Source organism: Pseudoalteromonas sp. MMG012, from assembly GCF_018100875.1.
Lineage (GTDB): Bacteria > Pseudomonadota > Gammaproteobacteria > Enterobacterales > Alteromonadaceae > Pseudoalteromonas > Pseudoalteromonas aurantia.
The window spans coordinates 65,145-90,708 of the sequence record NZ_JAGJEF010000004.1 but is presented as its reverse complement, the minus strand read 5'-3'; the positions used below and the strand labels follow the sequence as shown (position 1 = coordinate 90,708).

Genomic DNA, 25,564 nt, shown 5'->3' with positions numbered 1-25,564 from the left:
CCGTGGCGTATTAAACGCCACATCACGTGCGATAAACTATAACTTATTAATTTCTCGGCTGACCGTAAATTCGCTAGAGGTAACGTATGTTTCCATGCATTGAATTCGACCGTCTAAACGATTTAATCGCTCTTTTAGATCAAATAATGCCTGCCTTGGTGGCTCTCCTTTTTGCCAAACTTTAAATTTGACTGCAATTGGGTCTGCATCTTTATGTGTTGAAGGGGTCGTCACATAATCACTTTTTTTATCTAAAATGAACCAACACGCAATGTATACAACAACAAATAATGGGCCACCTGATAGCAACACTGCAGTAATGAACAAGATGCGTACTAACCATAACTCCATGTTAAAGTAATCACTGAGCCCCGCACAAACGCCTGCCAGCTTTCCTCGTTTTGGATCTCTATAAAGTTCTCGCTTTATGTTGCTCATATCTTACGTCTCCACTCGGGTGCCTCTTGATCAAGGATTGCTTCTAGTGTTTCCACACGCTCTGCCATCTTTTCAGCTTTACTTGCAAGTTCAAGCAACTGGCGATGTTCATGTTCGCTTAACCCCTGACTCACCTGTTTCTTACTGCGATAGTGAAGTACAAGCCATAATGGCGCCACTACCAGCATAAAAATAATAATTGGTGCTACTAATACTTCAAGATCCATAACTCGATACTCCTGCGACTTATTTGTTCTATGTTATTCGCACCGACAGCTTGGTCAGTCGATGCGTTTTATTTCAATTATTTACCAGCAAGTTTTTTCTTAAGTTCAGCTAACTCATCATCAACTTGTTCGTTTTTTTGCAAATCAGCAATCTCGTCAGCCAGGTTCTTTTTACCTAAGTCATACGACTCAACTTGTGACTCTAGACCATCAATTTTAGACTCGTAACGCTCGAAACGATTTAAAGCATCTTCTACTTTCGAACTATCTAGCGCTTTTTTCACTTCTAAACGAGACTCAGCTGAGCGTTGACGAAGTACAATGGCTTTTTGACGTGCTTTAGCATCAGCCAGTTTATCTTGTAGCGTCGCCACTTCTTGTTGCAGTTTCTCTATATGTGACTCAACGTGCTCTAACTCATTTTGAACACTTGCAGCCGCATCAGCAGACTTCTGCTTTTCCAGTAAAGCTGAGCGAGCTAAATCTTCTCTACCCTTAGTGAGCGCCAATTCAGCTTTACTTTGCCACTGTTCAACTTCTTCATTTAACTGCCCAACACGACGTGTTAACTCTTTCTTCTCTGCTAACGTTTTAGCTGAAGTTGAACGCACTTCAACCAACGTATCTTCCATTTCTTGGATAATAAGACGAACCATTTTTTCAGGGTCTTCAGCTTTATCTAAAATAGCATTGATATTAGAGTTAACGATATCTGCAAAACGTGAGAAAATTCCCATAATCTTTACCTCTTTAGTTTCTAAATTTAAGTTGCTTACATTACTAGTATCAATTAACTTGCCAACTTTTTTAAAAATAAAAGCTTATAAATATCAATAAATTAAATCATATCAGAAAAAACTTTAGTTCGCAGTAATTATCAAATACACTAACACTTAGCAAAAATAACTAAGAGTTAGCCAATATGAGTCAGTTTCGCCAACAAGACAATTTACTCGGTCAATCAGACAGCTTTTTAACTGTGTTAGATAAGGTGTCACAACTGGCCCCTCTAGAGAAGCCGGTGTTAATTATTGGTGAGCGAGGCACAGGTAAAGAGCTCATCGCCGCTCGGCTACACTTCCTTTCTGAAAGGTGGGAGCAAAATTACGTTAAACTAAATTGCGCGGCGTTAAATGAAAATTTATTAGAGAGTGAACTATTCGGCCACGAAAGTGGCGCGTTTACTGGCGCAAACAAGCGTCATGAAGGGCGGTTTGAACGAGCAAACGGTGGCACTCTTTTTCTTGATGAACTCGCCAATACATCCGCAATGGTGCAAGAGAAACTCCTACGTGTCATTGAATACGGCGAATTTGAGCGTGTCGGCGGCAAAAGTACAGTCAAAGTCGATACACGCTTGGTCTGTGCAACCAATGAAGACTTACCTTCACTCGCTGACAATGGCGAATTTAGGCATGATCTACTCGACCGCTTAGCATTTGACGTGATCACTTTACCTCCGTTACGCGCACGCCAAGAAGATATCATGCTCTTGGCCGAGCAGTTTGCCATCAATATGGCTAGAGACTTAAACTGGTCTTTATTTAGTGGCTTTACTCGCAAAGCAACTGATGCGCTAATGAGCTATGACTGGCCCGGCAATATCCGAGAGCTCAAAAATACGGTTGAACGTAGCCTATATAGGCATGGCAGCGAACAACTGCCAGTACACGAAATTATCCTCAACCCGTTTGAAAGCCCTTTTAGACCAACACAACGTGTGAAAGCTCCTACTATTAGTGCGCCTATTGCCGAGCACGCTGCAATAAAAGAACCGACTACGTCTCCCCTTACAAATATGGCACCCAAGCAAAATGTAGCATTCCCATGTGATCTAAAAGAGCTGTCGAATGAGTTTGAAATTGAATTATTACAACAAGCGCTAGAACATAGCCAATTTAATCAAAAGAAAACTGCACAAATGCTCGGATTAACGTATCATCAACTACGTGGTTATTTGAAAAAATACAACCTGTTAGAGTCAGGTCAAAAACAAGAGGCGTAAGGCGTGCGGAATATAGTACTAGGTGCGATATGTATCTATTTACTTGGCTGTGTTGATGCGAGCCCACAGTTAACAAACGAAAAATCTCAGGGCCTAGTTTATTGCGCTGAAGCCAACCCTGTGTCTTTTAATCCTCAGGTCACAACAACAGGCTCGACTATTGACCTGATTGCAAGCCAGTTGTACGACACCCTGATCAGTATTGATCCTGAAACTGCCGAATTTCAACCTGAATTAGCCACCAGTTGGGTAGTCAGTGATGAAGGTAAAGCCATTACCTTTAAATTACGCCAAGGCGTTGAATTTCATAGTACTGATTACTTCCAACCATCAAGGCCTTTAACCGCAGATGACGTGGTATTTTCTTTTAGCCGTCTATTTGATGTGTATAACCCGTACCATTTCGTCGGAGACGCTGAATACCCTTACTTTCAAAGCGTAGGAACCGATCAACTAATACGCCAAGTCATCAAAGTAGACGAGCATACTGTAAGATTTGAGTTATTTAACGCGGAAAGTAGCTTTCTATCTAATATTGCTACCGATTTTGCCGTTATTTTATCGCAAGAGTATGCTCAGCAGCTTATCGCTCAAGAAAATAAACCCGCTTTCGACCATTTTCCCATCGGGACAGGTCCATATAAATATAAAAACTTTTTGCGCGATAACCTGGTGCGTTATCACCGTAATGAAAAATATTGGAAACACAGTGTACCCATGCAACAACTTGTGTTTGATATCACCACCAATGGTACCAGCCGCATTGCAAAAATGTTGACCAAAGAGTGTGATATTACCGCCCACCCAAGTGCAACACAATTAAGTGTGCTCAATGCCAGAGAAGACATCCGAGTTGATAAAGCGGCCAATCTTAATATTGGCTATTGGGCATTTAATACTGAGCGACCTCCGTTTGATAACTTACTCGTGCGTAAAGCACTCGCGCACTCAGTTGATTTCGATAAAATAATGCAAGCAGTTTTTTATGGCAACGGTATTTTAGCTCGCTCCCACTTGCCGCCCTCTTCATGGGCTTTTAAAGCACAAGAAAATATGCCCCAATACAATCCCACATTGGCAAGAAAGTACCTCAAAGAAGCAGGTTATGAAAATGGCTTCGATATGACGCTCTGGGCCATGCCAGTCTCACGAATTTACAATCCGAACGCACGAAAAATGGCTGAGCTAATACAGAGTGACCTAAAAAATATTGGTATTTCGGCAAAGATCGTTGAATATGAATGGAATACCTTTATTGAACGTATTGGCAATCATGAGCATGACAGTGTCCTGCTCGGCTGGGCAGCTGACACACCCGACCCCGATAACTTCTTTAGTCCACTGTTAAGTTGCACCGCTACTTTTAGTGGAAAAAACCCTGCTAATTGGTGTCATCCGGAGTTTGATTTACTCCTTACACAAGCTTTAGATACGACTGATATTAATTTACGCAAAACTTTTTACCATAAAGCGCAACAAATGCTGATAGAACAACTTCCATTGATCCCCATTGCACATGGCGTTCGATTTCAAGCCACTAGCAATGACATAACGGGCGTTACTCTTAGGCCCTTTGGTGGTATTTCACTTGGTCGAGTAAGGCGTAAATAATGTTAATTGAATATCTATTACGAAGACTAAGCTTGCTGCTGTTTATGGTTGTCACTTTGACCATTTTTACCTTTTCTCTTAATTATTTGTTTCCAGGCGATGTACTGACTAACTTTAGTGGTCAAGTAAATACCAATTACACTCAGGCACAGGCTCTGGTCGAAAAGTATCGCATTGATGAAAGCCTGTTGGTGCAATATGGGGCATTTTTAGCACGCATTGCAACGGGAGATTGGGGTATATCGCTGTCATCAGGGTTAAATGTATTTGAGCATGTTACGCGACTTTTTCCAGCAACGTTAGAGCTGTGTGTCTACGCTTTATGTGTCGCAGTATTACTCGGTATTCCCGCTGGAATAATCGCTTCAGCATACCATCGAAGATGGCCTGACCGCGTTATAAACTCTCTCACTTTGATGGGCTTTTCCATTCCCATATTCTGGCTTGCGTTATTGTTGATCATGGCTTTTTGTCTTGGATTAGGGCTATTTCCCATGTCAGGCAGAATCGGCTTATTATATGAAATACAGCCCGTTAGCAACTTCATTCTGGTGGATATTATCATTCAAGGCTTCCCCTATCATGGACTCGCTTTTTTTGATGCATTAAGGCACCTCGCTCTGCCCACCATTGTGTTAGCAATGTACCCTACCACCGTACTCGTGCGCTTTACGCGCGATTCAATGTTACAAGTATTAGAACAAAACTATATAAAAACAGCCCGTGCAAAAGGGCTCAATCGACGCCAACTCATTTTACATCATGCGCTTAGAAACGCACTACTTCCCGTTATCAAACAAATCGGACTACAATTTAGTACATTGATCACCTTAGCTATGGTCACTGAAGTCATTTTTTCTTGGCCTGGGATCGGACGTTGGCTGATTGATAGTATATACCAACGCGACTATCCAGCTATTCAAGGCGGCCTTTTAGCTGTGTCTATGTTCGTTATTTTAGCAAATATGCTCGCTGAATTTAGTCATACTCTTTTTGACCCTTTGTCACGGAATCAAGCATATGGCAAAGTTTAGCCTTTTTAGCGAAGAATCAAACCGTTCACCGCTGTCCAGATTATGGCGAAAATTTAAAAGCAACCACCCTGCATTGGTCGCTCTATGGGTGTTTATTGCTCTTACCTTACTTGCGTTAACAGCACCATTTATCGCGCCTTATGGCATTAATCAACAACATAGCGATGCACTACTTCTGCCCCCTTCTTGGCATGACTTAGGGGATGTCAGATTTATTTTAGGCACAGATGATTTAGGCCGAGATGTGTTATCTCGTTTAATGAATGGGGCTACATTCACTTTTGGTTTGTCTATAATCGCAGCCCTCATCACCACATTGGTTGGAGTATTACTCGGGACTTTAGCGGGAATAAGCCACGGATTTCGCTCGAGCGTGCTAAACCATTTATTAGATATTACATTATCTATTCCATCACTGTTGCTGGCGATAATTATTATCGCTATTTTGGGCCCAGGCTTACTTAATACTGTTTGGGCAATTATTTTTGCACTGCTCCCACAATATGTCCACTCCATCCGAAACCTCGTCGTCGATGAATTAAATAAAGATTACATCAGTGCATTTCGACTAGATGGTGCGTCTCGGTGGCAACTATTAGTCCGTGGCGTGCTGCCAAATATTTACGAACATATTGTCGTAATTTTTACTATGGCACTATCCACTGCTATTTTAGATATTGCAGCCTTGGGGTTTTTAAAGTTAGGCGCTCAGCCTCCAACCACTGAATGGGGCGCAATTTTGGCTGAAAATTTAGGCCTAATTTATTTGGCACCATGGACTGTGGGTTTACCTGGTGTACTGTTATTCATTGCCGTACTATCCACAAACTTAGTCGGTGATGGATTAAGACAGGTATTAAAAGAGCGTAAGGCTGACTAATGCAACTACTGGATATAAGAAACTTAACCATAGAGCTTCGTACTGAAGATGGCGTTATTCGCGCCGTTGATAAAGTAAACTTAAGCCTAAAAGAAGGTGAAGTACATGCATTAGTGGGCGAGTCTGGGTCAGGGAAAAGCCTCATTGCCAAAGCGATTGTTGGTGTACTCAATTCTCGTTGGACCGTCACCGCAGATCGCATGCATTGGCAGGGTGTTGACTTAATGCGCTTAAGTGCAGAAAAACGCCGGAAAATTGTCAGCAAAGATATGGCGATGATTTACCAAGAACCAAGCCGCAGCTTAGACCCTACAGCTAAAATATTTGAACAAGTTGCCGAGTCTTTGCCTGAAAAAACATTCAAAAAAGGATTTTTCAGCCGAAACTCTGAACGGAAGGAAAAAGTAAAGGCACTGCTTCATAAAGTGGGGATCCGCGAACATGTTAAAGTTGCTAGCAGCTACCCACATGAGCTATCAGAGGGCGTATGCCAAAAAGTAATGATCGCAATGGCCATTGCAAGAAACCCTAAGCTACTGATTGCTGATGAGCCAACCACGGCATTAGAAAGCACCACGCGCGCACAAATATTTCGGTTATTAAAAAGCCTGAATCAGTTAAAGAATATGTCGATATTAATGATCTCTCATGAATTAGAAGAGATCACTCATTGGTCTCATGCCATGCATGTGCTGTATTGCGGACAAATGGTCGAAGCAGGACCAACTCAGAAAGTATTTTATGAACCTTTACACCCTTATACACAAGCATTGGTAAAAAGCTTACCCGATTATGCCCAAGGATTAGCGCATAAAGAACCTTTCTATGCACTCAAAGGCACAATCCCACCGTTGCAACATTTGCCTATTGGCTGCCGACTGGGACCGCGTTGTCCTCAAGCGCAAAAGCAGTGTGTTGTGACACCTTTACAAAATAAAAGTCACGGTCACGCATACGCTTGCCATTTTCCACTTTTTAAGGACAAGCAAAAATGCAACCAGTCTTAAAAGTACAAGCGCTCAGTAAGTCATTTAGAAGCCGTGCGGGTATTTTCAAGCGCAAACATATTCAGGTTTTAAGAGAAATCTCATTTGCGGTTGGGCCAGGTGAAACTTTGGCAATCATTGGCGAGACGGGCTCTGGAAAAAGTACCTTAGCGAAACTATTAGCGGGCGCAGATCATGCTGATTGCGGGCAAATATTACTCGATGGTAAAACCATTGAAGATGACGGCGTAAGACAAAACCAGTGTCGCCATATTAGGATGATCTTTCAGGATCCGACTCGTTCATTGAACCCCGGTATTACCATCGGTGATATGTTAGATGATTGCTTGAAATACAACACTGGCTTAACATCTTTACAACGCAACAAAAAGATCAAAATTACTTTAAGTCGCGTCGGTCTACTGAGCGAACATTATGAATACTACCCTCACATGTTCAGTGGCGGACAATTACAGCGTGTCGCACTTGCCCGTGCATTAATTTTAGACCCAAAAGTCGTTGTACTAGATGAAGCCTTGTCATCATTAGATCCATCAGTAAGAGCACAAACGGTCAATTTGTTATTACAGTTACAAAAAGAGTCCGGGCTCAGCTTTATCTTAATTACACATCACTTGAGTCTAGTGAAACATATGAGCGACCAATTACTGGTACTAAGCCGCGGTAAGGTTGTAGAGTATGGAAACACAGCCAGTATATTTGCCCAACCTAAATCTAAGGTTACACAACGTTTACTGAATGTATAAATTCAACAAATAGTCTTAAAACCGTTGTATCAAAAAGCCCGGCATTAATGCAGGGCCCAAAATAAACGGCTTAATTATTCCTCAAAATATAGCTTCGCTCTGGGCTTTTTCCCAACTTCTTGCATTGTTGCAGCATCGAATAAACGGCCATTGATCATAGTATAAGACACTTTGTCTGTATCTCGTATGTTGTTTAAAGGATCACCATTGATCACCACTAGATCAGCCAGTTTTCCGACTTCTATCGAGCCGATATGTTTATCTAACCCCACATATTTAGCTGGGTCAAGCGTGGCTGCTCGTAGTGCTTCTAAAGACGACATTCCACCTTGTGCAAACATCCAAATCTCCCAATGAGCAGCTAACCCTTCTCGTTGACCATGTGCGCCAAGATTAACTAAAATGCCAAGATCTTGCAGTTCTTTCGCGACACGCGCATTATTAAAGTGATTATAATGATGATCTGGTGACTTCATACGGCGCATAGAGCGTGGCAACAGTTGATTCTTAGGTACGAATTTACTTAATCTAGGGTGATTCCATACGTCCGTTTTATCATACCAGTAGTTTTCCCCCCAAATACCCCCATATGCGACACCTAACGTCGGCGTATAACCCACATCACTTTGTGCCCATAACTGCTCAATATCATCATAAATATTCGCCACAGGAATTGAATGCTCAACACCAGTATGGCCATCTACAACCATGGTTAAGTTATGTTGCAGTAACGAGCCGCCTTCAGGCACCACCATCATACCTAATTCTCGACCCGCTTCGACAACTTGTTGACGTTGCTCGCGACGCGGTTGATTGTATGATTTCACAGAAAACGCGCCGACCTTTTGCAAGCGTTCTAGATGAAACTTCGCATCTTCATATGAATCAATATGTGAAGTATAGCCCGCCACATTCGCGCCATATAATATCGTCCCGGTTGAAAAAATCCGAGGCCCAATGATTTTACCCGCTTTTTGTAATTCACTGGCGGCAAAAACTTCCGTTGTATCATTCGAAGGATCATGAATTGTTGTAACACCCAAAGACAACCCCGCTAAATTGCGCCAGTTTTGCTCTGGGATAATTTCACTACTGCCTTGTGATGTATGGGCGTGTGCATCAACAATCCCCGGTATAATAGTTTGACCTGATACATCTACAATGTTTGCTTCTTTAGGGATCTTGACCTGTTCAGTGCTCCCCACGGCTTTGATATGCTTACCGTCTGTCAGTATTACGCCATTATAGATCACTTTATCACCTTCCATGGTAACAATCGTAGCCCCGACTAATGCAGTGAACCCACTCGGTTCAGCCATGTCATGCTTAAATCCTATCGACTCACCACTTTTAACTTTGAAATCGGCATCTTTAGCTTTATTAATGTCAAACATGCCATCCAAGCTTGCGTGGTACAGCTCAGGCCCTAAACTCCAATATAATGTGTCACTCGCGGTGCTCCAACTGATGTTTTCACCGGCACGTTGTGACAGCTGCTCAACTGGAAACTGTTTATCTGATGGTGAAATAGTAATTGGCTTACCACTTTCTACAAATGGTGTAACAAACACTTTAAACCGTTCTGCAAATGCCAAATACTTCCCATTTGGCGATACTCTAAACTCAGTCGCATGATTGGAATTATACAGTACTTTGGTTTTTTTCGAATCCAGGTCTACTGCCAGTAACTGTGGTTTGGGCGCTTCATTCATTAAGAAAATACGATTATTATTCGCTCCAAACTGTGGTTGAAAACCTTCTTCTGAAATAAGCTCAGCATCTCCACCTTTACTCGACACCCGATAAATACCCGCTTTTAATGACCACTCACGGGCCAATAAGCTGCTTCCAGAAACTTTTCGGTAGACGATTGTTTTACCATCAGGGCTAAACGTTGGCTCGACGTATTTCCCTTTTTGTGACGTGATAGCTTTCCCTTTGCCATTTCTTGCAGATACGACTCGAATACTACCTTGTTTTTGGTCATCCCAAGTCACATAAACAATTTTTTTACCATCTCTAGAGAATTGTGGAAACAGTTCAAAATGATCATTTTGACGAGTAAGTCGTTTCACTTTCCCTGAAGATAAATCACGCTTATAAATATGTCCTAGTGCTTCGAAAATAGCCGTTTCTCCATTTGGTGAAACCTGCACGTTACGGAGCATTTTAATGTCAAACTCGGTTTGATCGATGTTCTGTGCAAAGCGTAATGCTTTTTGAATTTTTTTGGTTGTGGTTACAGAGAAAGCAATTTCATGAGACTTTTTACTCTCAACATCCAATTCATGAAGTTTGCCACCAGCCCAAAAAACTAACCCCTCATTATCAGGAGTCCACGCTATGGTCGGGTAAACACCATGAATAGCCCAAGTTTCTTGCATATCTCGCTCTAAATTGCCATAGAGCTTAGTTTCTTTCCCAGATTCTAAATTATAGAGATATAAGCTAGATTGAAAGTCATCTCGTTTAACATACGCCAAATGTTTTCCATCTGGTGATGGCGTAGGCCTAATCGCGCCGCCCATACCGGATAAAATAACTTCTATCTCTCCACTTTCTCGATCTAAGCGTTTGATTTTATATATACCAGCAACTGAATCTTTTGAGTAATGAAACGTTTTACCTGGAGTCGCATCTTGTGAAAAATACACATATCTTCCGTCAGGTGAAAACGCAGGCTCCCCCAAATCCTTTTGGTCATTTTCACGTGTTGTTAACGGTACACCTTGGCCACCAGCTTTGTGATACAGCCACACTTCCCCCGCACCTAATGAGCGAGTCCCTGTAAAGTGTTTACGAGCTGCAATAAAATCCCCATCAGGACTCCAAGTAGGGCTATTTAACAACCGAAAAGTTTCATTTGTTACCGCAGTTTGTTCTGAGCCATCGATATTCATCACCCAAATATTGTCTCCCCCTCCTTGGTCTGAGGTAAAGGCAATAGACTGTCCATCTGGGCTAAAACGTGGTTGCATCTGCCACCCAATATCACTGGTTAATTGTTTAGCTTGGCCCCCAGACATCGACATAATATAAATATCACCAAGTAAATCAAATACCAAGGATTTGCCATCCGGGCTCACATCGATATTCATCCAAGTACCTTGATCAACCGATATGTTGGCATCAATAAACTGCCCTGGCGGTGTATCGACTTGCCACTTTTCAGATTTTTCTTGTTCTTGTGCTGTTGTTGCTATAGATACACCCAATGCGAGGGCACTTAGTAAGTACTTCTTCATTACTTTTTTACTCTGGTTATGTTGTTGTGACTATACCAACAAAATAACCTGCAAATTTCCAGAAAAATGCCATCAATGACTGAAATTAACGCTCACTAAACCCAGTTGCTTGGGTTAAATTGATAATACTGATGCAGTAACCCATAAAGCTCTGGATCATAATTTCTCAATTCATGGGGCTTTTCGATAAATGTTTCAGTTAGCACCGCAAAGAACTCTGCTTCATTCGTGGCACCATAGCTATGTATGACATGAGGCATCTGATACGCCACATGGCTTTTTAAATTACTATAAGCACGTTGAAACACCTTTCCCCACTCTTTGTAATCTTGACCCTTGGACAACTCAGGTGTGCCATTGGTATACCCCGTTTGCTGATCGAGCTGATGTGCAAACTCATGGAAAACCAAATTATGTCCATCTCCCGGTAATCTATTGCCTTCAAGTACATCATGCCAACTTAAAACAAGTGTACCTCCAGGCCAAGATTCGCCTTGCCTCACAGATGTATGATAATTTACTAGCCCTGCGCTATCTTTGCTGGTTTGTGGCACATAATAACTGCTTGGATATAAAAGTACCTCTTTCACGTTGGGATATAATGGCCATGGTTTATTAAGCACTAACAAGCATGCATCTGCTGCCACAATTACTTCCATTGCGCGATTAATTTTAAGCCCATCGCGACCAAGGATACGCTTTTCACCTAAAAACCACACAATATGACACTCCAAAGCATGTCGCTCCTTATCGGTCATATTGCGATAAATTGACATATACTTTAGTAAGGTTGCTTTATCTTGTTCAGACAAACTTTGCTGTTGATATTTTCTTTTCCAAACATAGCTTTGTACTTCACCCCAGCGCCAATAAACCAGAACAAACGCCACCAATGCCAGTAATAACACACTATTGATTATCATATTGATTACTTATTCACCTTTTAAAACTAAATTGGTACGACATGCAGTGTTTTCAATATGAATTTGATAAAATTGCGTCACTCTAAATGACGACACGTCTCCAGGAACTCGATGCACACTCTCCCAATTGATAAGATAAAAACCGATTTTCTTTCTACAATTACACACAGTGATGTGATTGTCAGTGCCGCAACTGGATCTGGTAAATCAACTTGTCTACCGATTTGGGCAAGCAACATCGGTAAGGTCCTTGTCATTGAACCGAGGAGAATTGCTTGCACCTCGCTAGCTGAGTACTTAGCTCTAAAAAGTGGCCAACCACTTGGCTCTAAAATAGGCTATGCTATTCGATTTGAAACACATTTCAATGAACAATCAGACGTGGTATTTGTTACGCCAGGGGTTGCTCTCAGGTGGTTTTTTGAGGACAAACTGAGTCAATTTAGTGTCGTTATGTTAGACGAATTCCATGAACGTCGTTGGGATATAGATTTGATGCTTGCTTTACTCAAGCAACATAAAAAACATCGCCTGATAATCACTTCAGCTACACTCAACACAAAAAAATTAACAGACTATCTTGATGCAAAGCTGCTACACAGTGACGGTATCATGTATCCAGTAGAAGAAGTTTTCTTTACTTCAAATAGCAACGAAATGCCCTCAAAAGACCAACTTAGCGAACGTACAGTTGATGCATGTAGCTATGCATTAAAGCAAACGCAAGGCGATATCCTAGTGTTTCTACCTGGTAAAGCCGAAATACAGGCTGCCGCTGCCGCTGCAAAAAGATTGAATAAGCTCGTCGTCAGCTTGTATGGGGGGTGCGCTAAGCAACAACAAGAACTTGCGTTAAAAGCGCAAACCGAGCAACGGATTATTTTTTCCACAAATGTTGCTGAAACATCGTTGACCATACCCAATATAAGCTGTGTTATTGATTCTGGCCTAGAACGGCGTACTCATCTTCGAGCAGAAAAAACAGTACTGGCCTTAGATACAATTAGCAAAGACTCTGCCAAACAGCGTTTAGGGCGTGCGGGACGCACGCAGCAAGGCCTGTGTATACGATTATACGGGGAGTACGCACCTTTGATTTCATCCACTCCGCCTGAAATACTGCGAGAAAACCTAACTGAACTCGTATTAGCGGCATCTTGTTCTAGTCATGGTATTGGTTCATTAGAGTTTATCGAAGCACTGCCACTTAAATCAAAACAGGCATCGGTAGCAATATTAACTTCGATAGGTGCCATTGATATGCAAGGCAAGGCAACTGACTTAGGTAAGAGGTTATACCCTCTACCTATCGATATAGAGCTGGCATACCTTATCAATTCAATGCCAAATAACTCACTTAAACAAGCCATGATTGATATTGCAGCACTGCTTACTGTTCCAGCTAAGGTTTACCAACTTCCAAAGCAACAAACGTTAATTGAATCATTGAATCTGCAGCTCCCAAATGCGTGTGACTTAGAACTGGCGATTGGGGTAGTAAGAGGCCAAGTAACCGACCTTATTATTGAGTGTGATGCACTGCGTGAAGCCATCCAATTTAGCGAGTTGCTTCGTAGTGCATTTGACTTACCTGAACTAAAATATGCAGCAAGTTTCAATCACAGTGATTTAGTTGAAGCTATCGCTTATGCTAAACCGAACTCAGTTTACATAAAGCGCCAAAACCGACGGGGTGCATTTGGCAATGGTACTATTGAAGTTATACCAGCAAAAGATTCTCGTATCAGTGCGCAATGTCACGCAATGCTCGTGCTCAATACTTACGCATTAGCAGGAAAAGGGACTAAGCAAGCTATGACTCTCGCCACACTCAATGCGCCCTTTTCAACTTCATTAATCAATAAATTAAATTTAGGGGAACATACTATAAGTCATGCAGAGTTAATCGACGATATTATCATGGTTAATTCAATATACTCTTATTCTGGTGTGAAAATTAGCGAGAAGAAGTTAATACCGCAAGGACCCGCTCTGCTTGACGCATGTTGTGAACTTATATTAAATGACACTTTATTTTCACCTATTGGAAAGCAAATTAGTAAAGCAATAAAGTACCACTCACTATATAATCAGGCCAATAATATAATCGACGACACGCCTCATTCAGATTCGTACATTTATAATAAATTAAAGAGTCTTGGAGTCGATGAACAACAAGATTTAGAATTAATTGATCCTACCGACATAACTTATCAAGGTATCGAGACTTGGGAAATGTCATCTTTCGTAGAGAAGCATCCACTTGAAATTCAATTGAATGATTTAGCAATGAGTGTTGAATATCATTTCAACGCCAAGCGAATAACGCTGCATTATCTTAATGGTAAAAGAAAAGATTTACCTAAACGGTGGGAGCTACCGGCATGGTCTGGGTTTAGCATTAAATATAAGAAGGCCAGTAAAACTGTTAATGTTATTTAATTTTTAGCTATTTAATTACTTCATTTAAAATAAAAAATAGCTTTGTAATAAAATAAAAAACCTCACATAAGTGAGGTTTTTTTATTCTAAATTAGAAGTAATTTAGTTACTAATTATTAGAATGTATAATCAGCTTGAACATAGAAAGTACGTCCGTATGCATCAGCATAACGCGGGTCATAACCAACTTGGTGACCAGCAGCGCCATTGAATGAAATTGGAGGCTCTTTATCAAACAAGTTCTTAATACCGAATGAAACGTTTGCATCATCACCGTAGGCATAACCTAAACGGTAATCAAACAAAGTGTACACCGGTACTTGTCTCTGGATTAAGTTACCATCAACCACTTCTGAAACATCATCCGCTTTAGAAACGCGGAATGCAACACCAGCAGCAGCATCTCTATACCCACTTCGAGAGCGAATATTCAAGCTGTGTGTAAAGTCACCATGTGACAATGTGTTGTTGATGCTAATGATATTACGGAAAGCAACTTGCTCATCAGGACCAACCTGACCAAGGCTAGTATCCCACTCATCAGTAGTACCAACTTTCAAACTTTCGCTCTCAATTAGATAAGTACCTTGGACTGACGTTTTCAATGTACCAAAAGACAACTCGTTTGTTAAATCAAATTGCCAATCAATACCTGATGTATTTGATTTACCGACGTTTTGTGCTGAACGAACGATTGCAACTACAGTGTCGCCAGTGCCTTTGTCAACCTTAGTAACAAACTTGTCTGCATACGTTGCTGAATCAAACCAGATTTGGTTTGGCTCCAAACGACGCACTTGGTTTGTCATTTCGATATTCCAGTAATCAATCGCAAAACTTGTACCTGAGTCACCAGCCCATACAAAACCTACTGAGTATTGCTCTGATTCTTCAGGAGAAAGCTCGGCATTACCTTCACGGTACATATCATACTGAATTTTCTCAGGGTTACAGTACTGTTGAAGTGGGTGATTAGTTGCACCTAAAAGTGCATTACAATCATATGCTGTTGCTGTTACACCAAATTCTAAACGCGGTGCGCCAATTTCGCGCATGGTAGGTGCTTTAAAGCCTGTACCATATGAAGCACGCACTAACAACTCATCCGTTGGACGGTAAGATGCACTGATCTTATACGTTGTATCATTTACGTCGTCACTTACACTCGTGTTACCTGTGCGTAGTGAATCAGTTACACCACCGATGCTATCGTAACGTAGTGAACCTGTTACTTCTAAGTTTTCAAATACTGGAACAATGATTTCAGCAAATGCACCGTAGCCATCACGGTCTAAATCAAATTCAGTGCCTGCTGATTCAAATAGTACCACTTCTGCATTTTGACCTGCACCATTTGTAAGAGAATACTCAGATTGACGGTAATCGAAACCAACGCCTAAATAAACAGTACCTGCATCAATATCTGCAATTGCACCTGATAGCTTACTTTCAAATGCTAACATTGATGTATCAGTTGTTTGCCATAGGCCACTAAACATAGTACCTGCAACCTGTTGGCGCTGTTCGTCAGAAAGGTTTTCTGGAGCATCGAAAATATCAACCGCGCCTGACGTTACTAACGCCATAAACTCATCTTCTAGTGGAAAACCAGTAATACGAGTTTCATCACGCTTAGAATCACCTGCAGTCACAGCAACATCGTATGCCCATTCGTTGATTTCACCACGTAAACCAGCAACAAAGTGACTTGTCTTAGTATTGTACTCAGTTGTACGGTTACCACCTGGCAGAGTACGCCAGCGAGCAGCTACACGTGTCATATCAGCTAAAACATCAGCTGGAAGGTGAGGAATTACATTTGCTTGTACAATGCTTGAGTCTGTTGGCAACGTGAACGTACCAGTTGGATATGGTGCAACACGTGACGTCATAGAGAAATCAGTATGTGTGAATGAAGAGTAAGCTTCAGTGGTGTCATTGATTTCTGCAACACCGCTTAAGAAAAAGCTCGTTCGCTCTGATTCTGGCTGAATCTGTAATGTACTTGTGTAGTCAAACTGACATGCGGTGCCCGATGGCGCACTTGTTTCATGACACGTGCCGCCATTGTTTTTTGCGTATGGGTTGAAAGAATGTGTGGCAGTTTTATGTTTCTTATTACCGTCATCATCAAGAAGAAATTCACCAGTGTCTTTATCTGTTTGATAAACAAAATCACCAGCTTCATTACGCGTGTTATAGGTTACGTAAGCGTTAGCTGGGATCGCATTTACAGAACCCGCGGCAGCTAGATACTGCTCTCCACCATGCTCAAAATTGATGAAACCTGTTTTAGCATAATCACGATCAACAGATTGAAGGTTATCTTGCTCTTCATAACTTACTGATGCCAAGATATTGAAACCATCTGAACTTAGGTCACCAAAGCCTGTTGTTAATGAAATGCTTGAGCTTGATGTATCTTGAGGTTTGTCAAAACGCGCGCTTACTGTTGTGTCTTGAACGTCATCTTTAAGAATGAAGTTAACAACACCCGCGATTGCGTCAGAACCATATAGTGCAGAAGCGCCATCTTTTAGGATTTCAACACGTTTTACAGCCGCTAAAGGAATGTTATTCAGGTTGATTGTACCACCTGAATCAGAAGAAGGCATACGACGGCCATTTAGAAGTACTAATGTATATTCCGAACCAATGTTTCTTAATGAAGCAGTTTGAATACCACCACCACCACCACCTACAGACTCACCAGCGGTAGTAAAGCCCTGCATTGAAGGTAAAGTTGCCATTAGATCAGGTACACTTGTAACACCTGTTTTTGCAATATCGGCTGCGCTGATAACATCAATTGGTAAAGCACCTTCTAAATCGGTACGTTTGATTGCTGAACCAGTAACTTCGATACGTTCAACTTGCTCACCGTCTGCAGCAAATGTATTGGCTGAAAAGGCAGCTGTTGAAGCCGCACCAAATGCGAACGCTAAGCGAACGGCTTTTGAAACTTTGTTGTTTAACATGTGTGATTTCTCCCTGGGATCAGCAAATATGTAAGCTGCTGATCTATATAGTTTTTATTTGTATGTTGAAAATTTCGATTCAATTTAAATTCAAAAGTACCGATTTCACAACTGCGTGACATACTAATCCTTGAAAAAAGCGTAGGTCAACACTTAATTAGCTTTGAGTTACTCCATGCACAAGCCAACAATCCCAAATATCGGGATAATAACGTAAATTAAAAAACAACAGAAAACAGATTAAAAAAGGAACGTGAGCACTAAAAACAGGAACTTAAACAAAATCACACAGATAAAAAAAAGATAACAAGTAGTTAAGTAAAAATTTAAAAGTGCAAAATTCAGGATTTGAAATAAATTTCAATAATTTAAATTATCGACAAAAAACATGTAAAAAAATAAGTTGTAAAATTGAATTTCAGTAAACAGGCATAAAAAAAGCCTCACTTTCGTGAGGCTTTTATACAAATAGCTAATTAAATAATTAACGAATGATTAGAACGTGTAATCAGCTTGAACATAGAAAGTACGTCCGTATGCATCAGCATAACGTGGATCGTAACCTACTTGGTGACCAGCTGAACCATTGAATGTTAAAGGTGGCTCTTTATCAAATAAGTTCTTAATACCAAATGTAAAGTTTGCATTGTCACCATAGGCATAGCCTAAACGGTAATCAAACAATGTATATACTGGTACTTGCTTCTGGATAAGGTTGCCATCAACAGTTTTTGTTACGTCATCTGCTTCTGAAACTCGGAATGCAACACCTACAGCCGCATCTCTATAACCGCTGCGTGAACGAATGTTCAAGCTGTGTGTAAAATCGCCATGCGTCAATGTATTATTAACACTGATGATATTACGGAAAGCAACTTGCTCATCAGGACCTACTTGGCCAAGGCTAGTATCCCATACATCGGTACTACCAACTTTCAAGCTTTCGTTCTCGATTAGGTAAGTACCTTGGAAAGATGTTTTCAATGTACCGAATGATAACTCATTTGTTAGATCGAAATGCCAATCAATACCTGATGTATTTGTTTTACCAACGTTTTGTGCTGAACGAATGATGGCAAGTACAGTATCACCGGTACCATTATCAATCTTAGTTACAAACTTATCTGCGTACGTTGCAGAATCAAACCAGATTTGGTTTGGTTCTAAACGACGAACTTGGTTTGTCATTTCAATGTTCCAGTAATCAACACCAAAACTAGTACCACTATCACCCGACCATACAAAACCTACTGAGTATTGCTCTGACTCTTCCGGAGAAAGGTTCGCATTACCTTCACGGTATACGTCATACTGAATTTTCTCAGGGTTACAGAACTGCTTAAGTGGGTGATTTGTGGCACCTAGAAGTGCATTACAGTCATACGCTGTTGCTGTTACACCAAACTCTAGACGAGGTGCACCAATTTCACGCATTGTTGGTGCTTTGAAACCTGTACCATACGATGCGCGCACTAACAACTCATCTGTTGGGCGGTAAGATGCACTGATCTTATACGTTGTATCATTTACGTCATCACTTACGCTTGTGTTACCTGTACGTAGTGAGTCAGTTACACCACCAATGTTGTCGTAACGTATTGAACCTGTTACTTCTAAGTTCTCAAGTACTGGAACAATAATCTCAGCAAATGCACCGTAACCATCACGGTCTAAATCAAATTCAGTACCCGCTGACTCAAACAATACGATCTCGTCGTTTTGTCCTTTACCATTCGTTAGAGAGTACTCTGATTGACGGTAATCAAAACCAACACCTAAATAAACAGTACCTGCATCTAGGTCTGCAATTGCACCTGATAGCTTACCTTCAACCGCTAGCATTGATGTATCAGTTGTATCCCATAGGCCACTGAACATTGTATCTGCTACCATTTTACGCTGTTCATCAGATAGGTTCTCTGGCGCATCAAAGATATCAACTGCACCTGAAGTCACAAGCGCCATGAAAGGTTCAGTTAACGGGTAACCTGTAATACGGGTGTTCTCTTGCTTAGAATCACCTGCAGTTACAGCGACATCGTATGCCCATTCGTTAATCTCACCACGTAAACCTGCAACAAAATGGCTTGTTTGCGTATTTCTTTCATCTGTACGATTGCCACCTGGCAGTGTACGCCAGCGCGCCGCAACACGTGTCATATCAGCTAATACATTAGCCGGAAGGTGAGGAATTACATTTGCTTGTACAACACTTGAATCTGTCGGTAGTGTAAATGTACCTGTAGGGTATGGTGCAATACGCGATGTCAATGAGAAATCAGTGTATGACAATGAAGAGTAAGCTTCCGTTGTGTCGTTAATTTCTGCAACACCACTTAAGAAGAAACTAGTACGCTCAGTCTCTGGCTGAATTTGTAACGTACTTGTGTAGTCAAACTGACAAGCAGTACCAGATGGCGCACTTGTTTCATGACATGCGCCACCATTTTTAGTTGCATACGGGTTGAAAGAATGCGTCGCTGTTACGTTCTTCTTATTGCCGTCTGCATCAAGAAGGAACTCACCCGTATCAGCATCCTTTTGATAAACAAAGTTACCATCTGCATCACGCGTGTTATACGTTACATAAGCATTACCAGGGATTGCATTTACAGAACCTGCGGCTGCTAGATAATTCTGGCCACCATGTTCAAAGTTGATGAAACCTGTTTTAGCGAAATCACGGTCAATTGATTGAAGGTTATCTTGCTCTTCATAGCTTACTGACGCCAAGATATTGAAACCATCTGAGCTTAGATCACCAAAGCCCGTTGTTAATGAAATGCTTGAGCTTGACGTGTCTTTTGGCTTATCAAAACGTGCACTTACAGTCGTGTCTTGAACGTCATCTTTAAGAATAAAGTTAACAACACCTGCGATTGCATCTGAACCGTATAGTGCTGATGCACCATCTTTTAGAATTTCAACACGCTTTATTGCTGCTAAAGGGATGTTATTCAGGTTGATAGTACCACCTGAGTCAGCAGAAGGCATACGGCGGCCATTTAAAAGTACTAGCGTATACTCTGCACCTAAGTTTCTTAGTGAAGCAGATTGAACACCGCCACCACCACCACCTACAGATTCACCTGCGGTAGTGAAACCCTGCATTGAAGGTAACGTTGCAATAAGGTCAGGTACACTTGTAACACCAGTTTTTGCAATATCAGCTGCGCTGATAACATCAACTGGTAACGCACCTTCTAAATCTGTACGTTTGATTGCTGAACCGGTAACTTCAATACGTTCAACTTGTTCATCACCTTCCGCAGCAAACGTATTTGCTGAAAAAGCAGCTGTTGACGCAGCGCCAAATGCGATAGCTAAACGCACCGCTTTTGAAACTTTTTGATTTAACATTTGTATCTCCCAGGACCACTTGTTAGTAGCTTGTAATTTTTCGGGCTTAAGCCTCTATATTTAATTGCACAAAAGCAACATTCACCATGAATATTAAACAAGCAGTGACGTAAGCGTCAACACTAATTATTGAATTAATATCAATTACCCAAAATAAAAACAAACAATAAATCAACTTTAACGTAACAAACCAATGATATTAAAAAGAAAAACCCTTCTGACCCGTTAACTTAAAAAAAACATTTTCATAGTTAGGTAACATCGTCAAAATTGGAAAAATCTGCTTTTCTATATAATGTTCGTAATCAATCTCACTTCGAACCGCATCTACACGAGGCCCATCAAATGTAATAGTATAGGCCACCACTTGGCCTTTTCGATACTTTATTGAAGGGTTTTTCATCATATGATTTCGGGCAGCCTTTACATGTGGAGGAACATTTTTTGTGTACATTTCGACCTCCCGCCCCAATCGTTTCGAATATAACAACAAATGATCCACTTTACCCTGACGGATGTTATTTATGTATTGATCCGTTATTTCAAACAAATCTTGTTCACTAAATAACGCCTCGAATAATTCCTCCTGATAGTTTCTCGCAATTTTAGTCCAATCGCTTCTCACTGACTCCATGCCCTTAAACACCAGTTTATGGTGATCTTTATCCAATACCTGTCCCACGTAGCGCTTTTTTGACCCCTTTTTATCTCCACGTATTGTGGGTAAGAAAAACGGACTATAATGCGTCTCAAATTCAATTTCTAAATAACTCTGAAGCTGCAACGTCACATCACAATATTCTCTCCAGCGCTCATTAATTAAATTCATCAGTATTAAGCCAGTATCATTGCACTTTTTGACATCCCAACTTTCTGGAAGACAGACAAATGTAGAATCTGTATCTCCATAAATAACTTCATAACCCTCAGCTTCTATCCAAGCCTTTGTTTGCATCATAATTTCATGTCCTCGCAAAGTAATTGAGCTTGAAAGCCTCGGGTCATAAAACCGACAGCCTGTCGAGCCCAATACGCCATATAAACTATTCATAATTATTTTTATCGCTTGCGACAACATGGGGTCTGAGGCTAGCTTAGCTTCCTGGCGAGCATGTAGAAGCCGAGCGACGAGCTCAGGGAGGTGATGATGAACTCGTGAAAAGACACCGCCATTAAAACCTGAGATAGCATCCGCAGGCGCTCTTAGCCCAGTAATAAGTGCTAAAGGGTCAATGAAAAATGTGCGAATGATAGATGGGTATAAGCTCTTATAATCAAGTACAATAACATTACGATATAAACCTGGACTAGATTCCATAACATACCCACCAGGGCTGTCAAAACTCAGTCCGTGTTCCCCTAAATTTGGCGCGATATAACCACTGCGATGTAGCAGCGGTAAGTACAAATTGGTAAATGCCGCCACAGAACCCCCCATACGTTCTAATTCCAACCCAGTTAATCTCGTACGAGCAATTGCAAAATCTAACAACTTCAATTTACTAAAAATGGCCAGTACTAATTGGCAATCTTGCAAGTTATAGGCAGCTAAGCTCAGCTTATCTTCATTGAATTGACGAATAATCTCTTCTAGTCGATTATCTTGCTCTAATAGCTTACTTTTTCCGAGTACATGCTTAGAGACATTAGCGAGACTGAAGCTTTCAAAGTGATACGTTGCATTTTTTAAGGTATCAATACCATCAATGACCACTCTTCCGCTAATGAGTATTCGAACATAATTACCTCGATACACATAAATAGCCTCATCATCCCTTCCTAATATCAAATCAATACCCAGCGCTAGTGCTCTTTCTGCAAGCACCACGAAATCAAACTCAATGACATTCCAGCCAATGAACACATCTGGGTCTAGCTCTTTTATTTTTGACATTAAGGTATATAACAACTCAGTCTCATCAGCGACCCAAATGATGTATTCATCGCCCTCTTGAGGCGCTCCAACCATAATAACGCACTGAGTTTCATTGCTTGCTAGCCCTACAGAAAACAATATTCCTTCACCGCTACATTCAATGTCCAACGACAGCACTGACAATTGAGGGGTGTAGTCTGGGTGCGCTTTTAACCGAGCGTCATTTATTTGCACATATCCTAGCTTTTGAACATAATTGCCGGTAACCCACACACCACCTTTAATAAATCGTTCCATTAAATAGCGGTCGTGATGCCGGATATCATCCTCATATAATGCACACTGGCCTTTTAACACGCGTTTCGCATCAAACAGACTCTTGGCCGTCGTGAAATAACACGCACAGACCACTTCGCCATCAAAATGCTTTAACTTCACATCCCGGATATCTGTATGTATTTTTCGAGTTTGTAAAATGTGTGTGACTTTTTCAACTTCACTTTGGCGAATAAAAAACACCGGAGTTTGTGCTTCAACTATGGCTCTAAACACTCCTTGTTCAGTTTTCAGCCAAAAGCACAGATTAAGTTGACCTTTATGATTAACCTGTTGGCGTGATAATATAAATCCTGGGTAGACCGCTTGTGTCAAACCAGTTCCCCATCTAAAATAGCTCTCGATACTGTAATTATATACATATATATGAATTTAGGCGATTAACATGCTTTCAGATGCTTTGAAAAAAACGATTCGGCAAACCCACAAACACATAGCCGACAACTTAGACGGTTACCGACCTCGTTCGAGTCAAAACTACCTAGTTGCTGAAGTTGCTAAAACACTCGCAGGTGAATATCATAAAACGCAAAGAATCTGCGTCATTGAAGCTGGTACAGGGACGGGAAAATCGCTCGCTTATTGCTTAGGTGCATTGCCACTTGCGCTTGCCAAGAAAAAGACTTTGATCATTTCTACGGCTACAGTCGCGTTGCAAGAACAATTAATCGACAAAGAGTTGCCTTTTTTCAAAGAACACTCGGGCCTCGAGTTTAAGTTTGATCTTGTAAAAGGCCGACAACGATATGTATGTGTTCAAAAACTCAATGCTGCACTCAGTGAAGATACAGTGCAAATGTCTATAATGCCGACGCTCTCTTCCCCACTTTCGGACATGGAACAGCGATGTTTGCATGATCTTCAAAAGGCATATCAAAATAAACAGTGGCAAGGAGATAGAGATAGTTGGGCTGACACCATACCGGATAAAGTGTGGAACTTGATTGCGTGCGATAAACACGCCTGCCAGCGACAGATGAAATCTCACCATCTGTGTCCATTTCATCTTGCTCGGCAAAAAATGGCGCAAATGAATGTGTTAATAGTTAATCATGCATTATTACTTGCCGATTTGGAACTCGGGGGTGGAAAGATCTTACCTGAACCTGCTGAGTCATTTTACGTTATTGATGAAGCCCACCACTTACCACACATTACCCGAGATTTCTCTTCCGCTGCTGCAACAATTAAAGGCACAATTGACTGGCTAGATAAACTGCTTAAATTCAGTGGTAAAATGGCCAATGTTATCGTGTCCCAAAAAGCAATAGGACAAAATTTTAAACTCAATGATGCCGCAAATGATGCCAATAAAGATTTACGTTCAGTCCGAGATATCTTAGATAATGCTGACTTTACCTATAATGACGATGATACTTTTCGATTTGAGCATGGCGTCGTCCCCGAGTCGTTAACCAGTAAAGCCAAAGATATTAGTGATGCCACGTTAGATGCACTTCGTTCGCTATCAAAAATGCACGATGCATTGACTGTAGATGTCAGTGATGGAGATGTTAAACCTTACTTAGCCGACCCTTTACTCGCTGAGAGCGGTCTTTATATAAATCGTTTAGAGCAGTTAAATAAACTTTGGTTTAGTTATGCAAGTAAAGGAGAGAGTGTCCCGCATGCACGCTGGATTAAACGGCTAGAATACAAACATCACCATGACCATTTACTGTGTGATTGCCCTATTGAAGTTGGATACTACTTAAAAGATAAACTTTGGCAAGAATGTGCCGGTGCCATACTTTGCTCCGCAACACTCAGTGCACTTGGTACATTTGATCACTTCGCAAAAGAAAGTGGGTTGCGTAACGAGCCTGGCGTAAAATATATTCGTGCGACATCTCCGTTTGATTATCCCAAACAGGCAACCCTTCATTTACCGGCAACAACCAAAGAACCTACTGACAAAGCATTTAGTGACTACTTGGCTGATATACTCCCTACATACCTCGATAACACAAAAGCCAACCTTGTATTGTTTGCTTCTTACTGGCAGATGGACCATGTCGTGAAACTTATACGGGCTAATAATTGGCAAGTCCTTGTTCAAGGGGAGCAGTCAAGAGACAGTTTGTTGAAAACGCACCGACAAAGAATTGATACGGGCAAAGGCAGCATTTTATTTGGCACCCAAAGTTTATCCGAAGGACTCGACCTCCCTGGTAAATATTTAGAAAATTTAGTTATAACTAAGATCCCATTCGCAGTACCTACCTCCCCAATTGAGGAGGCTCAAGCCGAATTTGTCCAAAGCAATGGCGGGAATCCATTCCTAACCATTACGGTTCCCGATGCAGCCAAGAAATTAGTGCAAAGCTGTGGTAGACTGCTTCGAAAAGAATCGGACTTTGGCCGTATCACAGTGCTCGATAGGCGTTTAGTCTCTAAGCGATATGGTAAAGCCATGTTAGATACTCTCCCACCATTTAAGAGACAAATTGATTAAT

General features: G+C 41.2%; 16 protein-coding genes. 8 read left to right on the top strand and 8 right to left on the bottom strand.

The features are described from left to right. Positions 1 to 36: 36 nt before the first annotated feature. The 3 genes from pspC to pspA form a co-directional block, all read right to left on the bottom strand. Positions 37 to 438, bottom strand: a complete 402-nt coding sequence (gene pspC, locus J8L97_RS02475; RefSeq protein WP_211047741.1) for an envelope stress response membrane protein PspC — start codon at positions 436 to 438, stop codon at positions 37 to 39. Continuing rightward, the gene (gene pspB, locus J8L97_RS02470; protein WP_192508279.1) at positions 435 to 665 is read right to left on the bottom strand and encodes an envelope stress response membrane protein PspB; all 231 of its coding nucleotides are present in this window, start codon (positions 663 to 665) and stop codon (positions 435 to 437) included. Before pspB ends, pspC begins: the two co-directional genes overlap by 4 nt. 77 nt (positions 666 to 742) lie before the next feature. Beyond that, positions 743 to 1,402, bottom strand: a complete 660-nt coding sequence (gene pspA / locus J8L97_RS02465) for a phage shock protein PspA (protein WP_210995512.1) — start codon at positions 1,400 to 1,402, stop codon at positions 743 to 745. A 185-nt stretch (positions 1,403 to 1,587) separates the two neighbouring features. Here pspA and pspF point away from each other — a divergent pair, with 185 nt between their 5' ends. From pspF to J8L97_RS02435, 6 genes are read left to right on the top strand one after another with little or no spacing between them, the layout of a single operon-like run. Continuing rightward, a complete protein-coding gene (gene pspF, locus J8L97_RS02460; protein WP_211047740.1) occupies positions 1,588 to 2,670 on the top strand; it encodes a phage shock protein operon transcriptional activator in 1,083 nt (360 codons plus the stop codon). A gap of 3 nt (positions 2,671 to 2,673) precedes the next feature. Beyond that, positions 2,674 to 4,281 carry an ABC transporter substrate-binding protein gene (locus J8L97_RS02455; protein WP_211047739.1) on the top strand — a complete coding sequence of 536 codons (1,608 nt, stop codon included), beginning with the start codon at positions 2,674 to 2,676 and terminating at the stop codon, positions 4,279 to 4,281. Then, a complete protein-coding gene (locus J8L97_RS02450) occupies positions 4,281 to 5,315 on the top strand; it encodes an ABC transporter permease (protein ID WP_211047738.1) in 1,035 nt (344 codons plus the stop codon). Before J8L97_RS02455 ends, J8L97_RS02450 begins: the two co-directional genes overlap by 1 nt. Beyond that, positions 5,302 to 6,195: an ABC transporter permease subunit gene (locus tag J8L97_RS02445; protein ID WP_192508284.1), complete on the top strand. Its 894-nt coding sequence runs from the start codon at positions 5,302 to 5,304 to the stop codon at positions 6,193 to 6,195. The genes J8L97_RS02450 and J8L97_RS02445 overlap by 14 nt, the downstream gene beginning before the upstream one ends. Then, positions 6,195 to 7,202: an oligopeptide/dipeptide ABC transporter ATP-binding protein gene (locus J8L97_RS02440; protein ID WP_192508285.1), complete on the top strand. Its 1,008-nt coding sequence runs from the start codon at positions 6,195 to 6,197 to the stop codon at positions 7,200 to 7,202. The genes J8L97_RS02445 and J8L97_RS02440 overlap by 1 nt, the downstream gene beginning before the upstream one ends. After that, complete coding sequence (locus J8L97_RS02435; RefSeq protein WP_192508286.1) at positions 7,187 to 7,948, top strand: ATP-binding cassette domain-containing protein; 762 nt, start codon at positions 7,187 to 7,189, stop codon at positions 7,946 to 7,948. Before J8L97_RS02440 ends, J8L97_RS02435 begins: the two co-directional genes overlap by 16 nt. Before the next feature lie 74 nt (positions 7,949 to 8,022). On the opposite strand, the gene J8L97_RS02430 is transcribed toward J8L97_RS02435, so the two are convergent. Together J8L97_RS02430 and J8L97_RS02425 are read right to left on the bottom strand one after the other, a co-directional pair. After that, positions 8,023 to 11,193: an amidohydrolase family protein gene (locus J8L97_RS02430; RefSeq protein WP_211047737.1), complete on the bottom strand. Its 3,171-nt coding sequence runs from the start codon at positions 11,191 to 11,193 to the stop codon at positions 8,023 to 8,025. A 95-nt stretch (positions 11,194 to 11,288) separates the two neighbouring features. Continuing rightward, positions 11,289 to 12,113, bottom strand: a complete 825-nt coding sequence (locus J8L97_RS02425; RefSeq protein WP_211047760.1) for a M90 family metallopeptidase — start codon at positions 12,111 to 12,113, stop codon at positions 11,289 to 11,291. A gap of 114 nt (positions 12,114 to 12,227) precedes the next feature. Between J8L97_RS02425 and J8L97_RS02420 the strand changes: the two genes are divergently transcribed. Continuing rightward, positions 12,228 to 14,558: a DEAD/DEAH box helicase gene (locus J8L97_RS02420; protein WP_211047736.1), complete on the top strand. Its 2,331-nt coding sequence runs from the start codon at positions 12,228 to 12,230 to the stop codon at positions 14,556 to 14,558. 116 nt (positions 14,559 to 14,674) lie between these two features. On the opposite strand, the gene J8L97_RS02415 is transcribed toward J8L97_RS02420, so the two are convergent. From J8L97_RS02415 to J8L97_RS02405, 3 genes are all read right to left on the bottom strand, one after another. Then, a complete protein-coding gene (locus J8L97_RS02415; RefSeq protein WP_211047735.1) occupies positions 14,675 to 17,536 on the bottom strand; it encodes a TonB-dependent receptor in 2,862 nt (953 codons plus the stop codon). A 495-nt stretch (positions 17,537 to 18,031) separates the two neighbouring features. Then, positions 18,032 to 20,896 carry a TonB-dependent receptor gene (locus tag J8L97_RS02410; protein ID WP_211047734.1) on the bottom strand — a complete coding sequence of 955 codons (2,865 nt, stop codon included), beginning with the start codon at positions 20,894 to 20,896 and terminating at the stop codon, positions 18,032 to 18,034. A gap of 199 nt (positions 20,897 to 21,095) precedes the next feature. Then, positions 21,096 to 23,423, bottom strand: coding sequence for a DNA polymerase II (locus J8L97_RS02405; RefSeq protein ID WP_211047733.1), 2,328 nt, complete (start codon positions 23,421 to 23,423; stop codon positions 21,096 to 21,098). Between the two features lie 70 nt (positions 23,424 to 23,493). Between J8L97_RS02405 and dinG the strand changes: the two genes are divergently transcribed. Further along, positions 23,494 to 25,563, top strand: coding sequence for an ATP-dependent DNA helicase DinG (gene dinG / locus J8L97_RS02400; protein ID WP_211047732.1), 2,070 nt, complete (start codon positions 23,494 to 23,496; stop codon positions 25,561 to 25,563). The last annotated feature ends 1 nt before the right edge of the window (position 25,564 follow it).